Origin of the sequence: uncultured Dechloromonas sp. (assembly GCF_945957265.1) — a bacterium.
Taxonomy (GTDB): Bacteria; Pseudomonadota; Gammaproteobacteria; order Burkholderiales; family Rhodocyclaceae; genus Azonexus.
This window is the reverse complement of the sequence record NZ_CAMFKO010000001.1, coordinates 116,565-131,462: the sequence shown is the minus strand read 5'-3', so window position 1 is coordinate 131,462 and position 14,898 is coordinate 116,565. Positions and strand designations below refer to the sequence as shown.

The 14,898-nt window shown below is 65.0% G+C and carries 12 protein-coding genes and 1 tRNA gene; 5 read left to right on the top strand and 8 right to left on the bottom strand.

Annotated elements, in window-relative coordinates; translation table 11 throughout:
- Positions 1-47: 47 nt before the first annotated feature.
- The 3 genes from Q0P59_RS00625 (at position 48) to Q0P59_RS00615 (ending at position 1,992) form a co-directional block, all read left to right on the top strand.
- Positions 48-974 (top strand): LysR family transcriptional regulator, encoded by a 927-nt coding sequence (locus tag Q0P59_RS00625; RefSeq protein WP_295002399.1) that lies wholly within the window; start codon positions 48-50, stop codon positions 972-974.
- Positions 975-1,069: 95 nt separating this feature from the next.
- A complete protein-coding gene (locus Q0P59_RS00620; protein ID WP_295002398.1) occupies positions 1,070-1,324 on the top strand; it encodes a GlsB/YeaQ/YmgE family stress response membrane protein in 255 nt (84 codons plus the stop codon).
- Positions 1,321-1,992, top strand: coding sequence for an SIMPL domain-containing protein (locus Q0P59_RS00615; protein ID WP_295002396.1), 672 nt, complete (start codon positions 1,321-1,323; stop codon positions 1,990-1,992). The genes Q0P59_RS00620 and Q0P59_RS00615 overlap by 4 nt, the downstream gene beginning before the upstream one ends.
- Positions 1,993-2,044: 52 nt before the next feature.
- Here Q0P59_RS00615 and Q0P59_RS00610 read toward each other — a convergent pair whose 3' ends face one another.
- The 7 genes from Q0P59_RS00610 to modB form a co-directional block, all read right to left on the bottom strand.
- Positions 2,045-4,072, bottom strand: a complete 2,028-nt coding sequence (locus Q0P59_RS00610) for a TonB-dependent receptor (protein ID WP_295002393.1) — start codon at positions 4,070-4,072, stop codon at positions 2,045-2,047.
- Positions 4,069-6,204, bottom strand: a complete 2,136-nt coding sequence (locus Q0P59_RS00605; RefSeq protein WP_295002391.1) for an EAL domain-containing protein — start codon at positions 6,202-6,204, stop codon at positions 4,069-4,071. The genes Q0P59_RS00610 and Q0P59_RS00605 overlap by 4 nt, the downstream gene beginning before the upstream one ends.
- Position 6,205: 1 nt before the next feature.
- Positions 6,206-8,962, bottom strand: coding sequence for an ATP-binding protein (locus Q0P59_RS00600; protein WP_295002389.1), 2,757 nt, complete (start codon positions 8,960-8,962; stop codon positions 6,206-6,208).
- Positions 8,959-9,501 carry a YfiR family protein gene (locus Q0P59_RS00595; RefSeq protein ID WP_295002387.1) on the bottom strand — a complete coding sequence of 181 codons (543 nt, stop codon included), beginning with the start codon at positions 9,499-9,501 and terminating at the stop codon, positions 8,959-8,961. Before Q0P59_RS00595 ends, Q0P59_RS00600 begins: the two co-directional genes overlap by 4 nt.
- Positions 9,502-9,509: 8 nt before the next feature.
- Positions 9,510-11,633, bottom strand: coding sequence for a TonB-dependent receptor plug domain-containing protein (locus Q0P59_RS00590; RefSeq protein WP_295002385.1), 2,124 nt, complete (start codon positions 11,631-11,633; stop codon positions 9,510-9,512).
- 247 nt (positions 11,634-11,880) lie between these two features.
- Positions 11,881-12,957, bottom strand: coding sequence for a molybdenum ABC transporter ATP-binding protein (gene modC / locus Q0P59_RS00585; protein WP_295002383.1), 1,077 nt, complete (start codon positions 12,955-12,957; stop codon positions 11,881-11,883).
- Positions 12,954-13,628, bottom strand: a complete 675-nt coding sequence (gene modB / locus Q0P59_RS00580) for a molybdate ABC transporter permease subunit (RefSeq protein WP_295002381.1) — start codon at positions 13,626-13,628, stop codon at positions 12,954-12,956. The genes modC and modB overlap by 4 nt, the downstream gene beginning before the upstream one ends.
- 244 nt (positions 13,629-13,872) lie before the next feature.
- Here modB and Q0P59_RS00575 point away from each other — a divergent pair, with 244 nt between their 5' ends.
- Complete coding sequence (locus Q0P59_RS00575) at positions 13,873-14,010, top strand: hypothetical protein (protein ID WP_295002379.1); 138 nt, start codon at positions 13,873-13,875, stop codon at positions 14,008-14,010.
- Between the two features lie 57 nt (positions 14,011-14,067).
- Here the strand turns inward: Q0P59_RS00575 and Q0P59_RS00570 are convergent.
- Positions 14,068-14,142, bottom strand: a tRNA-Thr gene (locus tag Q0P59_RS00570).
- Between the two features lie 427 nt (positions 14,143-14,569).
- Here Q0P59_RS00570 and Q0P59_RS00565 point away from each other — a divergent pair.
- Complete coding sequence (locus Q0P59_RS00565) at positions 14,570-14,848, top strand: AlpA family phage regulatory protein (protein ID WP_366090039.1); 279 nt, start codon at positions 14,570-14,572, stop codon at positions 14,846-14,848.
- Positions 14,849-14,898 lie beyond the last annotated feature (50 nt).

The following is a 14,898-nucleotide window of genomic DNA, read 5'->3' as shown; positions in this document are numbered from 1 at the left end:
GCGAAATAGGGGACAATTGGCAAATAACTATTCCGGAATTTGCAACAATGGACCGTCTCGATGCGATGCAGTTGTTCGTGCGGGTCGCCGAACTGGGCAGTTTCGCGGCTGCCGCCCAGCAGATCGGCGTTGCCCGCTCGGTGGTGACCCGCCAGATTGCCGGCCTGGAGACGCATCTGGGCATCAAGCTGATGGTGCGCAGCACGCGGCGCCTGGCGCTGACGTCGGCCGGTACGGCCTACCTGGAAAAGTGCCGGGTCATCCTGAACCTCGTCGAAGCCGCCGAAACGGGGGTGGCCGAGGAGCGCCAGACGCCGCGCGGCAGCATCCGCATCAGCCTGCCGCTGAGCTACGGCCTGAAGCGCCTGGCGCCGCTGCTGCTCGATTTTTCGCGGCGCTATCCCGAGGTGGTGCTGGACATGGACTACAGCGACCGCCGGATCAACCTGATCGAGGAGGGCATCGACCTCGCCGTGCGCGTCACCCGGCAGCTCGACGCCGGCGACGTGGCGCGGCGGATCGGTTCAAGCCACATGATGGTGCTGGCCGCCCCGGCCTACCTGTCGCGTCACGGCGCGCCCCGGCACCCGGCGGAACTGGCCCACCATCTGTGCCTCGGCTATACCAATGCCGGGAGCGCGACGGTCTGGCAGTTCATCGTCGACGGTCAGCTCGAGAATTTCCAGGTGCGCAGCCACCTCAACGCCAACAACGGCGACGTGCTGACCGAAGCCGCCGCGCAGGGCCTGGGCATTACCTGCCAGCCCGATTTCATTGCCGAGGATTTCCTCGCTTCCGGCCGGGTGGTCAAGGTGCTGGACGATTTCCCCAGCCCGGAACTGGGCATCTACGCCATGCTGCCCAGCAATCGGCACGTGCCGCATCGGGTGAGGGTGCTCATGGATACGCTCGCCGAGCAACTCGCGCAGCGGTCGGCGACAAACAATTCTTTACGCAGCGACGACAACCGCTGAAATGACGGCGCGTTAATATGAACGGAGGGTGGCATGCCGTTTTGGCGGGCAGCCCGCCGATTCCGCTACGTGCAACTGAAAAAAGGAAAGTCTCAATGGGTATCGTGTGGACCATACTGGTCGGCTTCGCGATTGGCGTCGTCGCCAAATTGCTGCATCCCGGCAAGGAAAACATGGGGTTCCTCGCCACCATCCTGCTCGGCGTGGCCGGGTCGTTCCTGGCCGGCATCATCGGGCAGACCATGGGCTGGTACCAGGCCGGGCAGGGGGCTGGATTCATCGCCTCGGTGGTGGCCGCGATCATCCTGCTGGTCGTCTACGGCCGTTTCCGCGACAAGGGAATCCAATGAAAAAGAAACTGTTTGCCCTGTTGGCCATGGGCCTGGCCGCAACCGCCCACGCCGGCGCCGTGATCGACCTGTCCGCCGAGGCCAGCCGGCCGGCCGTCAACGACATGGTGCGCGCCAGCGTGTTCAGCGAAGCCACCGGCAGCAATCCGGCCGAGCTGGCGCGGCGGGTCAACGGCGATATCGCCGAGGCGCTCAAGGTCATTCGCGAAAGAAAGGGCGTCAACGTCAAGAGCGGCAGCCAGTCGACCTACCCGGTCTACACCCAGTCGCGCAAGATCGATGGCTGGCGGATGCGCAGCGAACTGCTGATCGAATCGAAGGATTTCGGCGCCGTTTCCGAGCTGCTGGGCCGCCTGCAGCAGATGCGCCTGGCGGTGGGCGACATCAGCCAGATGCCGTCGCCCGACACGCGGCACCAGGCCGAGGACGAAGCCATGCGCGAAGCCATCCGCGCCTTCCAGAGCCGCGCCGCGCTGATCGCCGATGCGCTGGGCAAGGGCTGGAAGATCAAGCAGATGCACATCAACCAGGCGGGCGGCGTGCCGCCCATGCCGCTGGCCCGCGGCCGGGCCGTCATGATGGCCGCCGAGGCCGCGCCGGCGCCGCTGGAGGCGGGCGAGAGCCTGATTACCACCAACGTCAGCGGGCAGATCGAACTGGCCGACTGATTGGCCGGACAGGCCGACGGGATTCGGCGGCCTGCCTGCCGCCGGGCTTCGTTCAGAAACGCAGGGTGGTGTGGAGCATGGCGGTGCGACCGAATTGCGGCATCTGCCAGCGGCGGACGCCCATGATCTGGTCGCTGGAGACCGGGTCGGCGTACTGGCGGTCGAACAGGTTGTAGAGGCCCAGCGCGACTTCCCAGCGTTCGCCTGACGGGGCGTAGCGCAGGTTCAGGTTGGCCAGCAGGTAGGCGGGGACCGACTGGTTGCCCATGTCGGCGCTGCGACGGCTGATCCACTGGCCTTCCAGACCGGCCATCAGGTGCGGCAGGCCGGTCGGCAGGCCGATATTGGCCTTGACCATGTGGCGCGGCGAGTTGTCGAAGCGGCGGCTGTCGTCGGCGGCATGCTGGATGCTGTAGCCCGTGCGCAGCCGGCTTCCGTTGTTCCAGCTTTGCTCGTACTCGACCTCCAGGCCGGTTGCCCGGACCGGTGTGCCGTTGATGGCCGTCCCGTTGTCATCCGTCGTCACCATCCGCTCGATGCGGAAGTGGTAGGCCGTCGCCGTCAGCTTCGACTGCATGCCGAAACGCTTTTCCCAGGCGATTTCCAGGGAGCGCATCTTTTCCGGTTCCAGCGAGGGATTGCCGTAGGCGAAGGTCGGCGTCGTGTAGTAGCGTTCGTAGACGGTCGGCACGCGGAAGGCCGTGCCATACAGGATCTTGAACAATCCGGCGCTACGCGTTTCGTGGGTGAGCCCGATGCGCGGGCTCCAGAAGGTGCCGAGGTGGCCCTGCGTATCGACGTGATCGTGGCTCAGCCCCAGCGTGAGCAGGGTGGCGTCGCCGAGCTGGACCTCGTCCTGCGCGGTGAGCGAAATCTGCGTGCTGCGCCGCCGGTCGTCGAGGCAGGGCGTCGTACTGGCGTTGTCCACGCAGCCGTAGCCCCGGTCGAGGTTGAGCTGGTTCTGGCGCCAGTTGGATTTGTATTCGATCCCCAGCGTGATCCGCTGGCCGGACCAGGCGGTATTCACCAGCCGGTTCTCGATGCCCCACCAGCTGCCGCGCACGGCGTCGACGTTCAGGACGCGCGGGTCGGCGATCGCGGCGCTCGAATAGTCGTAGGGGAAGGTGCCGTCGTAGCGATAGTCACCCAGGTAGAGCTGCTGGTGCAGGGTGTTGCTGGTGTTGAGGCGCCATTGTTTGCTCAGGTTGAGCAGGGTATAGGTATCGGTTTCGATATGCCCCCGGTCGTCGGCAATGCTGTCGAAGCTGGCGGTGGGGACGATCTTTTCGCGCTTGGCGTGGATCAGCGACAGGTGCCAGTCGCTGCCCCGAATCTTGGCGAACAGCTGCCCGCCGTCCTTGCCGTCGACGCGGTGCAGGTCGCGGCGCGAGCCGTCGCCATTGACATCGTCGACCGACAGCGTCCGCCCGTGGGTGTCGAAACCGGAGACCGAGAGCAGCACGTCGTGGCCGCCGAGCTGGCCGCCCCAGCTCAGGCGCAGGCGACGGTCGGCGCCGCTGGACAGCTTGAGCGAGGCTTCGCCGCCGACGCTGCTGCCGCTGCGGGTCACCACGTTGATTACGCCGAACATCGCGTCGCCGCCGTAGATCGCCGCGCTGGGGCCGCGGATGACCTCGATGCGCTCGATCAGCCCGATATCGATCGGGAAGGCCGAGTCGACCGGCGCGCTGGCGAAGATGTTCTCGGTGACCGACTGGCCGTCGATCAGGGTCTGCATGCGCGGCCGATAGTCGCCGGGTTGCGAGATGCCGCGCACGCCGCCGTAGGCATAGGTGTGGTCTTGGGTGACGGTGAATCCCTGCAGGCTGCGCAGCGCGTCGCCCAGGGTGCGCCAGCCGTAGAGCCGGATGTCGTCGGCGGTGAGGATGGAGACGACCGAGGGGATCTGGTCCGGGTTTTCGGCAAACTTGGGCGTCGATACGATACGGACCTTGAGCAGGTCCTCCAGCGAATTGTCGATGGCGTCGATGGCGCCCCAGGCCGGGGCAGCCTGCGCGAGGCCGGCGCCGAGCAGGGCGAGGACAAGGAAGCGGGCGGGGCGGATGTTCCGGTGTCTCATGCGGGTTTGTCGGCGGGCGCGGGCGAAGCCGCCGCCGGTTTGAAGACGAGGAAGTCCTGGACCGGCATCGGCCGCGCGAACAGGAAGCCCTGGAAGGTGTCGCAGCCGATTTCGCGCAGCAACGAGGCCTGGCGCTCGGTTTCGACGCCTTCGGCAACGACCGTCAGGCCGAGGGCGTGGCCGAGGGTGATGATTGCGTGCACCAGCGCCCGCTCGCGGCTGTCGTTCTCGAGGTCGATGACGAAGGAACGGTCGATCTTGATTTCGTCGATGCTGAAACGGTTGAGGTAGCCGAGCGACGAGAAGCCCGTTCCGAAATCGTCGAGCGACACGTGGATGCCGCGCTGGCGCAGCTGGGCGATGACGTTCTGCGCGGTATCGGCGTTCTGCATCAGCACGCTTTCGGTCAGCTCGATGACCAGCGATTCCGGCGGAATGCCGGTGCGCTGGAGCTGTTCGTCGATGAACTGGATCAGCGAGCGTTCGAAAATGCTGTCGGCCGACAGGTTGATGCTGATCCGCCCCGGCTTCATGCCCCAGGTGTGCCAGTCGGCGATCAGGTCGCAGACATGGGCGATCAGCCATTCGCTGATCGGGTGGATGAGACCGGTTTCCTCGGCCAGGGGAATGAACTCGCCGGGCGAAATCATGCCCAGTTCGGGGTGCTTCCAGCGGAGCAGGACTTCGGCGCCATTCATTTCGCCCGTGCTGGCGCAGAGCTTGGGCTGGAAATACGGCTGCAGCTGGCCGCCCTGTTCGATGGCGGCGCGCAGATGGCGCTCGAGCATCATGCGATGGCTGGCGGCGCGGTCATGCTGCGGGTCGAAGAAGCTCACGCTGGCGCCGCCGCTGGCCGACGCCTGGGTGGCGACCAGCATCGCCTGGCGCATCAGCTCCGGAATCGCATCGGCATGTTCCGGGTAGTCGGCGATGCCGATGAAGGCCTTGATCAGGATTTCCTCGCCCTGCAGCAGCAAGGGGCGTTGCATGACTTCGACGATCTGCCCGGAGAAGCAATGGACCCGCTCTTTCGACATGCTTCCGGGCAGGGCGGCAATCAGGGAATGCTCGTCGTAGCGCGCCAGCTTGACCTGTTGCATGCACTCGGGATCGGTGCCGCAGCTGCATTCCGGTGCGTCGAGCAGGCCCTTGAGGCGGCCGGTCAGCGCGCGGATGGTGGCGTCGGCGATCTCCTGGCCGAGGACGGTCTGCACGTCGCGCAGGTTGGCGAGATGGATGAAGACGATCGACAGGGGGTGTTTTCCCGACAATTCGGCCTCGCGTTCGAGCAGCTCGACCAGGCGGGCGCGGTTGTTCAGCCCGGTGACCGCGTCATGCCAGGCCAGGTCGCGTATCCTTTCCTCCTGCGTGACGCGCTCGGTGATGTCCTGGGTGAAGCCCTCGGCGCCGATGTAGCGGTGGCGCTCGTCGAAGCGGGGAAAGCCGCGTTCGTGGACGTGCTGCCAGACATTGCTGTCGACCTGGTTGCGCAGGCGGTAGTCGATCTGGTACGGGCGCCCCATGCACAGCTCGGCGCGCTGGCGCAGCAGCAGGGTGCGGTCTTCGCGGTGCACCCGGGCCATCAGGCGCTGGTCGGGGAAGGGCAGCTGGCTGGCGCCGATGATTTCGAGGTATTCCCGCGAGGCGCGAACGATGTTGCCCCCGGTATCGGTCGTCCAGTTGCCGAGACGGGCGATCTGCTGGGTGTTGATCAGCGTCGCCTGGCTGTCGTACAGCTCGCGGATGGCCGAGGCGGAGCGCAGCAGGTAGCGGATGCGGTGCGGCATCAGCGGAATGTTGAGCGGCTTGGTGATGAAGTCCGTGGCGCCGCAGCGGTAGGCTTCGTCGATCGATTTCTGGTCGTCGAGCGCGGTGAGCATGATGATCGGCAGATGTTCCAGCCGATGCTTGCGGCGCAGGATGCGGCAGGCCTCGAAGCCGTTCATGCCGGGCATCAGCACGTCGAGCAGGATCAGGCTGGGAACGTAGCCTTCGCTGATCATCAGGATGGCCTGTTCGGCGGAGCTGGCCGTGCTGACTTCGAACTCATGCTGGGCCAGCACCGATTCGGTGATGGTGCGCATGACCGGTTCGTCATCGACGATCAGGATGCGGGGTTTGACGTTGTCCACTTTATCCTCCCCTTTTCTGGCCGAGTTCCTCGAGGAGTTTCTCGGCCGCCGAGCGGACCAGCACGAAATCCGAGACGATGCCCGGCAGCAGGCCGAGGAGCGTCGCCGACTGCTGATTGCGGGCCGCCTGCTCGGCTTCCTTGCAGCGTGCCGAGAAATCCATCAGCCCAAGCGCCGCGCTCGAGCTTTTCAGGTTATGCACGATGCGGGTGATGTGTTCGAGATCGAAGTCGCCGCTCAGGTTCGACAGCACCTCGATATGGGCCATGCCTTCCCGCAGGTACGAGTTCACCACGTTCGGGATGATGCGGTCGGCCTCCTTGCCGAGGCTGGTGCGTAGCTCGCGGAAATCGAAGCTGGGCAGCGCGGCTGCCTCGACCTTGTCCTCGGGCGGCGGCGCGGGGAGCGCTTCCGCTTCCTCGATTTCGTCCGCCATTTCGTTGCCGATGCGTGTCGCCCGCAGCCAGCGCAGCATCGCCGTGCTGATGCCGCCGATGGTGACCGGCTTGGCAACGTAGTCGTCCATGCCGGCCTGCAGGCACATCTCGCGGTCTCCGGCGAGCGCGTTGGCGGTCAGCGCGATGATCGTCTGCCGCGGCAGGCCTTCGGCGGCCTCCCGTTCGCGGATGCGGCGGGTTGCCGTCAGGCCGTCCATGACCGGCATCTGGACATCCATCAGGACCATGTCGAACGACCGCTGGCGCAGGATGTCCAGCGCTTCCTGCCCATTGATCGCATGGCTGGTCTGGCACCCCAGGGCATTCAGAATCTGTTCGAGGATCAGGCGGTTGGTGTCGTTGTCCTCGACCATCAGCACGTCGGCCCCGAAATGCAGCGCGCCGCCGGCCTGCGCCGTTTCCTCCTCGTCTTCTTCGGTCAGGCTCCACATCTGGGCCAGTTCGGTCCACAGCGCCAGGTCGCCGAAGGGTTCGCTCAACTCGCCCTCGATCCATTCCGGCATCGGCAGGGTCTGCCCTTCCGGGCTGGCCACGCCGCGCACGATCAGGGCCGGTGCCGTCGGCCAGGTGTCGCGCAGCTTGAGGATGCTGCGCAAATCGGTGTTGTCTTCGACGAGGACGGTATCGGTATTGAAACGGGTCGGCGCCGACGGGTCCTGGCCGATGCAGGTCGTGGAAATGGCCTCGATGCCGGCCCAGCGCAACAGATTCAGCCAGTGCTGGTTGCGCGCCTCGTTGTTGCAGGAAACGACGACATGCCGGCCGCGCAGGCCGGGCATCCATTCCGGCAGGCGGCGGGCGTCGCCGCCGGCACCGAGCAGCGGCAGCGTGATGGAAAACACCGACCCCTGGCCGGGGGCGCTGGCGACGGCGATCCGGCCGCCCATCAGCTGGATGAGGTCGTGCACGATGGCCAGCCCCAGCCCGCTGCCACCGAAGCGGCGGCTCATGCTGTTGTCGGCCTGGCGGAAGGGGGAAAAAATGTCGCGTTGCGCGGCTTCGCTGATGCCGATGCCGGTGTCCTGGACGTCGATGCTCAGCTGCTTGCCGCCGCCCGGGGCGCGTCGGCAGGAGATGCGGATGCCGCCGTTGCTGGTGAATTTGATCGCATTGTTGAGCAGGTTGGTGATGATCTGGCCGAGACGGTATTTGTCGCCGAGGATGTAGTCCGGCAGGTCGGGGTCGATGTCGAACCACAGTTCCAGCCCCTTCTTGCGCGCGGCCGGCGCGAAGGCCTGGGCGACCTGGCCGATGACGTCGCGGAAGGGGAAGGGGAGCTTCTCCAGTTGCAGGCCGCCGGCTTCGATACGCGAGAAATCGAGAATGTCGTTGAGCAGGAAGAGCAGCGAGTCGGCCGAGCCGCGCAGGGTCGCCAGCTGGCTGTGCTGGTGGGCGCTGAGCTTGCCGGCGGCAAGCAGGTCGGCGACGCCGATGATGCCGTTCATCGGGGTGCGGATTTCGTGGCTCATGTTGGCGAGGAAGGCGCTCTTGGCGCGGTTGGCGCCTTCCGCCGCTTCCTTGGCGAGGACCAGTTCCTGGGTTCGCCGATCGACTTCTTCCTCGAGGTGTTCGCGATATTGCTCCAGCGCTTCGTCGCGGCTGGCAATTTCGACGAGCATGGTGTTGAAGGCATCGGCCAGCTGTCCGATTTCGTCGTTGGAGTGCTTGGTTGCCCGCTCGCTGAAGTTCTTGCTGCCGGCCACCCGGTTGGCGGTATTGGTCAGCGACCCGAGGGCGGAGAGCAGGGAGCGCTGCATCCGGTTGGCAATGAGCAGGGCCAGCGCAAAGGCGACCAGCGAGGCGGTGCCGAACGCCGCCAGGTCGGTCGCGATTTCGCGCCAGACGCTGCCCAGGCTGGCGGTCAGGGCAACCATGCCGATGGCGGTGCCGTTCATGGAGATCGGCACGATGCTCGTCACGTGGCTCCAGTCGGCCACCGTTGCCGACCCGTTGGCGAGCGCCGTCTGGCGGTGGGCGATGGCGGGCGCGGCGGCCCCGGCGAGCTGGTAGGCGTAGGTGAATTTGCCGTCGGCGTTGGTCATGCGGCCGACCACGATATCCGGGTGGCGGGACAGGGCCGCAAACAGGCGTTCGGCGCCGGGGGCGTCCTGGAACTCGACGACCGCCGTGGCGTTGAAGGCGATCACCTCGGCCATCGAGCGCAGTTCGCTGAGCTTGGCCGAGCGCCGGTGCTCGGTCTGCCGTGCGGCAAAGAACAGCGCGGTACACAGCAGGCTGATGCCGATCGATACGGTGATGATCAGCGCCAGTCGGCGGCGTATGGGCAAATCGTGCTTCATCGAGCGGCTCCGGTGACTTGGCGGGCGAGGCGTAGCATTTGCGAACTCGCTTTCAGGTTGGCACGACTGATCGTTTCGGCATTGACGTCGAATTGCAGGCGTCCGTCATTGCGGATCAAGGCAATGGCGCCGCCATCCCGGACGAAGGTTTCGACGTCGCTGACCGTCAGTATGGGTTGCCGGTCGACCCAGCGCAAGACCGCGCCAATGCGGGCTTCTTCGGTATCGGGGACGAACAGGGCCTGGCAATCGGGGAGCTGGTCCGGGCCGCTCACCTTGCGGACGCGCAGTTCGCGGCCGGCGATCTGGCGCCCTTCGTAGCTGGCCAGGTAGTGGCCGAGATTCTCGCGTCCGAACAGGCAGATGCTGACCGTGCTGCGGCTACCCGGCCATTCCACGTATTTCAGGAAATTGACCAGGTAGGCCGCTTTCAGCTGCGCTTCCGACGTCACCTCGCCGAAGGTCGACGACATCGCCAGCGCCAGGCCGAAGGCTAGCGTCAGCGGTGCGGCGATTCGGCGGAGGGTGCGGAGGCGCATGGAATGGGTCAGAAAGTCCAGCGGGTGCTGGCCAGCCAGGTTCGCGGAATTTCGGTGGATGGGGTGGGGATGTAGTCCGACAGGGTTTCGACACGATTCGCGGCGATCAGGTTGCGGCCGATCAGGGCGAATTCCAGATCCTTGCGCCAGCGGTAGGCATAGCGCAGATCAAGGGTGGCATAGCCGCCAACCCGGTCGAAGCGGGGGGCGCTGCCGGCATTGGGGACCGTGTCGACCAGGCGGAGTTGCTGGTAGCCGCTGGCGCCGCGCAGCCACAGGTCGAACTGCTGGCGGCTGGTGATGTTCCACTGCGAGCGCAAGGAGGCCACGTGCTTCGGGTGGGCGCGTTCGCTGATCTCGGCGTCGCCATTGACCACGGGGTCGCTGCTGCGGTCCATCTTCAGCGTGCTCCAGGCGTACGACAACTGCAGGCGCCAGGCCGGTGCGAGCAGCCAGTCGGCGGATAGTTCGATGCCGTCGTTCCAGCCGGCCGCTTCGTTCACCGTGTGGATCAGGTTGAAGATGACCGGGGTGCCCGGGAAGGCGGTGGGAACGCCGAAATAGTTGCAGGCGGCGACGTTCTGCGCCGGCAGGAAGGCGTGGCAGCCGAACGTGCCGGTCTGCGATCCGGTGCGCTGCTTGGTCAGGCGATAGCGATAGGCGCTGATGTCGACGTTGGCGTTGCTGGAGAACTGCTTGCGGTAGCCCAGTTCGAGGCCGCGCGACATCTCGGCGCCGAGGTCGCGGTTGGCGTTGACGTAGGTGATGACCGGAATGGCGGAGCCGCCCTGCTGGGTGACGGAGGCCTGGGAGACGATGGAAATGTCGCGCTCGGCGCGCGTCGAGGTGCGCGGGGCCTGGGCCAGTTTCAGCCAGGCGGTGTCGGTGCGCGTCGGGGTCCACAGCATGGTGGCGTTGGCCGAATAGTTCGTGCCGTTCCGGCTGGTCACGTCGGCGCGTGCGCCCAGGCCGAGTTTCAGGGTGTCGGCCAGCAGCGTCCAGTCGTCGTGCAGGAATAGGCCGGTATTTTTCTGGTTGTACGAAGAGCCGGTCGTCTTGAGGTAGGGTTCGTTGGTCGAAATGTCGTCCTGCGACGAGCGATGGTTGAGGCCCCAGATCAGGTCGTGGCGACTGAGCGCCAGGCGGCCCTGGTAGTCGATGTCGTAGGTGTTGCGGCTCTCGCGGAGGAACTCGGTGATGTCGATGCCGGAGCGGGTTGCCGACATCTGGAGCGAGGACTCGATGCCGCCGTCGCTCAGCCAGCGATAACGGCCGACCAGGCTCTGGCTGTTCAGTTCCTGGGTCGGGAGATAGGGGGAAACGTGGAGTCCGGGCTGGCTCCAGTCGGGTTTGGTCCGCCAGATGTCGCCGGTTCTCGACTGGGTGGCGTTGGCCCAGAGGCTGAGGTCGCGGCCGCCGCCCAGCGCATGGTCGAGGCGAAAGTCGACCAGCTGGTTGTCCAGGCGGTCGCGCGCCCGTTCCGGGTAGTCGTGCTGGCGGGAGCTGTCGACATGGCGCCCCTGCGCGGAAAGTCGCCAGCTGGTGCTGTCGTTGACGATCTGCCCGAAGCGGGCGTACAGGTTGCCGTTGCCCTGCGTGCCGCCGGCGACGTTGAGCGCGGCGCCGGCCTGGCCGCGCGTCGGCTTGCTGATGATGTTGATCAGGCCATTGACGGCGTTGGCGCCCCACATCACCGCGCCGGCCCCGCGAATGACTTCGATGCGCTCGATGTCCTCGAGCGGAATCGGGTCGAGTTCCCACATGACGCCGGCGAACAGCGGGTGATAAATGCTGCGGCCGTCGATCAGGACTTGCAGCTTGGTGGCGAATCGCCCGTTGTGGCTGCGCGCCGTGACCGCATAGCGGCCGTTGTCGATCTGCGCGACCTGGATGCCCGGCACCATGCGCAACACGTCGGGCAGGGCCTGCGCGCCGGAGCGCCGGATGTCTTCGGAGGAAATGACGAAAGCCGCGGCGGCGACGTCGGAGATGCTCTGGCTTTTGCGCGAGACGGAGGTGATGTCGGTCTTGACGAGTTCTTCGAGCGTGAGGTCATCGAAAAACGGGTCGGCAGCCGGACTGTTCGTCGAGAAGACCGAAAGAATGGCTATCAACCCGCTTGCAAATCTCATCTTCGTTTCCAGTGCGCGCCCTGTCACAAATATTGTTTTTGTTAATTTGTGGATTCGCCTGTGATTCTCACCTTGCCGCTTTGATAATGCAAGCCGAATTGGCTAAGAATTGATAAGGTTACTTATAAAAATGTTAAATATTGTAGTTGGCTGCCGTTTGGCGCTTCAGGTGGACTGACGGACTTCCTGGCGGGTGGACATCCATGCGCCTGGCGCCGCCAAGCGGGGCGCGTGCCCCGTGCGTCGCTCAGCCGAGCAGGGCGACGGCCTTGATCTGGGCGCGCAGGACGAGGCCGGGCCGTATCTCGAGTTTCTCGGCGGAGCGTCGGGTAATGCGTGCGAGCAGGGGCTCGCCCCCGGCCTCCAGCTTGACCATGACGTGGCCCGGGGTGTCGGTCGGCGCCAGGCCGACGACGGTGGCGGTCACGCAGTTCAGGATGCTGGACAGCATTTGCGGCACCAGCGCCAGGCTGACATCGCGGGCGTGAATGCGGCAGCGCAGCGTCGTGCCGATGGCTTCGTCGCGACGGGAAACGAAGATCATGCCGCCCGGGAACTCCAGGCGCGTGAGGTCGTCGGCCTCGTGGGCCGCGATGCGGGCATCGATGACGACCCCGGCGTCGTCGGCGAAGGCCGCCGGCAGGTCGATGCGGCCGAGCACGTCGTTGAGGGGGCCGCTGGCGACCGCCTTGCCGCTGTCGAGCAGGACCAGGTGGTCGGCCAGGCGGGCCACCTCGTCCGGGGCATGGCTGACGTAGATGATCGGAATATCCAGGTCGCGGTGCAGGCGTTCGAGGTAGGGCAGGATTTCGTGCTTGCGCCGGAGATCGAGCGCGGCCAGCGGCTCGTCCATCAGCAGGATGCGAGGGGCCGCCAGCAAGGCGCGGGCGATGGCCACGCGCTGGCGCTCTCCCCCCGACAGCTGTTTGGGCGAACGCTCGAGCAAATGGGCGATGCCGAGCAGGTCGGCGACATCGGCGACGGTCAGGGCGCTGGCGCCATGCGTCCGGCGTTGCCCGAATTCCATGTTTCCTCGCACCGACAGGTGGGGAAACAGGCCGGCATCCTGGAACACGACGCCAAGGGCGCGCCGATGCGGCGGCAGGAAATGGCCGCGCGCTTCGTCCTGCCAGACCTCTTCGCCAAGGGCGAAGTAGCCCTTGGCTGCCCGTTCCAGGCCGGCCATGGCGCGCAGGCAGGTGGTTTTCCCCGAGCCGGAATGGCCGAACAGCGCGGTCACGCCCTGCCCGGGCAGGCTCAGGTCGACATCGAGCGAAAACCCGGCCCGTTCGATATGGAAGCGCGCGCTGATTTCGCCGCTCATGAGGCGCTCCGGCGTGCCGGGTTGAAGGTATACAAGGCCATCAGCACCAGGAAGCTGAAGAGGACCATGCCACCGGACAGCCAATGGGCCTGGGTATATTCCAGGGCCTCGACATGATCGTAGATCTGCACCGATACGACGCGGGTCTTGTCCGGAATGTTGCCGCCGATCATCAGCACGATGCCGAATTCGCCCACCGTATGGGAAAAACCGAGAATGGCGCCGGACAGGAAGCCAGGCCTGGCGAGCGGCACCGCCACCGACCAGAAGGTATCCCAGGGGCTGGCGCGCAAGGTGGCGGCGACTTCCAGCGGCCCGTCGCCGATGGCTTCGAAGGCGTTCTGTATGGGTTGCACGACGAAGGGCAGGGAATAGAACACCGAGGCGATGACCAGGCCGGGGAAGGTGAAGGGCAGCAAGCCGAGGCCGAGCGACTGCGTCAGCTGGCCGACAGGCCCGTTCGGCCCCATGGTGACGAGCAGGTAGAAGCCGAGCACCGTCGGCGGCAGGACCAGCGGCAGGGCCACGACGGCGCCGACCGCAGCCTTGAAAACAGAACGGGTGCGGGCCAGCCACCAGGCGATCGGCGTCCCGACGACGAGCAGCAGCAGGGTGACGATCGTGGCCAGTTTCAGGGTCAGCCAGACGGCGGCGAGATCGGTGCTATCCATGCGGGCCAGGGGCAGGTGAAGAATTCCGGCAGTTTACACAGGGTTGGCGCGATACCGAAGCGCCTTGAAAGCCCGGCATGCGCTCCCGGTGGCCACGAAAATCAATTCCATGTGAATTTGCTCACGGAGGTTTTTTCGGGCTTGGGCGAAACTGATGCCAAGCCAATAAGAAAGCCGCATCATGCCAGCCATTTACTCCAAGACGTTACGCCCGCAGCCTGCTGACGCCGCCGCTGGCAAATCCATGATGCAATCCGGCCAGGACGAAATCGGCGCCTTCAGCCTGCGCGATACCCTGAGCGGCATTTCGGTTCGCGAAGCCAATTTCGGCGAATTCCTCGCCGCCATGAAACAGCGCGGCATGCTCGCGGCCAAGGCCTGAAAGCCGACGGTAGCGGAATATTCGAGGAGTCACGGCCGCGTAACGACCGGAAAAGGGTGGTGCCCATGGGCAGGATCGAACTGCCGACCTCTCCCTTACCAAGGGAGTGCTCTACCACTGAGCCACATGGGCAACCTGGTGCTCCTGACGGGGTCAAAGTAACGGCTGTGTTAGCCGTGCTTGCGTTGTTTTGTCCGGTTCGAACTTCTTGATACCGTCAAAAATACCGTCAGATACATTGTGCTCGGGTTTCTAACATCAGATTCCAATACCGCAAGTGGTTGTCACGGCGCGAAGCGGGGCGCATTGTAACAGTGAAAGTCGCCTTGGGAAGATAACGCAGAATATTTTTATTCCAGCGAGTTGTAATTCCAGCTTGCCAACATTCGGCTTTTCAGCTTTAATTTAATCGCCCGCCAAGATTCACGCGTGGCTTAAATACACCCATCTGACGTAAATATTGCACCCATAGCGCGATTGAGCGCTACAACTGGCAGCAAACCTCTTGAGGTATTTGCTGTGCCAGCTTCGCTTCGTTAAGTCCACAGTGAGCGTCCTAATGGTCAGACTCGCTTGCTTGTGGTCGCCGTGTATCACGGGTGTAAATATGACCACAACAAACCGTTTAAGGTTAATTCGGCTTGCCGAGTTGCTGCTGCTCCTTGCGTGCAGTCGTTCAACCGTATACCTGCGACTTGACCCTAAGTCGCCGTACTACGATCCTTCGTTCCCCCGACCCATCAAGCTCTCCGGCCATGCAAATGGTCGGGGAGCTGTGGCATGGGTCGAATCCGAAGTGGAAGCGTGGATTGCCGAACGTATGGCTGCACGCGCCTGACCAAGGATAGGGCGCACCCACTTCACTGGGGTGGTGCGCCCAACAACCCT

Coding starts and splice junctions, on each gene's coding strand:
- Q0P59_RS00625 (WP_295002399.1), top strand. CDS start 48: ATGGACCGTCTCGATGCGATGCAGTTGTTCGTGCGGGTCGCCGAACTG.
- Q0P59_RS00620 (WP_295002398.1), top strand. CDS start 1,070: ATGGGTATCGTGTGGACCATACTGGTCGGCTTCGCGATTGGCGTCGTC.
- Q0P59_RS00615 (WP_295002396.1), top strand. CDS start 1,321: ATGAAAAAGAAACTGTTTGCCCTGTTGGCCATGGGCCTGGCCGCAACC.
- Q0P59_RS00610 (WP_295002393.1), bottom strand. CDS start 4,072: ATGAGACACCGGAACATCCGCCCCGCCCGCTTCCTTGTCCTCGCCCTG.
- Q0P59_RS00600 (WP_295002389.1), bottom strand. CDS start 8,962: ATGAAGCACGATTTGCCCATACGCCGCCGACTGGCGCTGATCATCACC.
- Q0P59_RS00595 (WP_295002387.1), bottom strand. CDS start 9,501: ATGCGCCTCCGCACCCTCCGCCGAATCGCCGCACCGCTGACGCTAGCC.
- Q0P59_RS00590 (WP_295002385.1), bottom strand. CDS start 11,633: ATGAGATTTGCAAGCGGGTTGATAGCCATTCTTTCGGTCTTCTCGACG.
- modC (WP_295002383.1), bottom strand. CDS start 12,957: ATGAGCGGCGAAATCAGCGCGCGCTTCCATATCGAACGGGCCGGGTTT.
- modB (WP_295002381.1), bottom strand. CDS start 13,628: ATGGATAGCACCGATCTCGCCGCCGTCTGGCTGACCCTGAAACTGGCC.
- Q0P59_RS00575 (WP_295002379.1), top strand. CDS start 13,873: ATGATGCAATCCGGCCAGGACGAAATCGGCGCCTTCAGCCTGCGCGAT.
- Q0P59_RS00565 (WP_366090039.1), top strand. CDS start 14,570: ATGGTCAGACTCGCTTGCTTGTGGTCGCCGTGTATCACGGGTGTAAAT.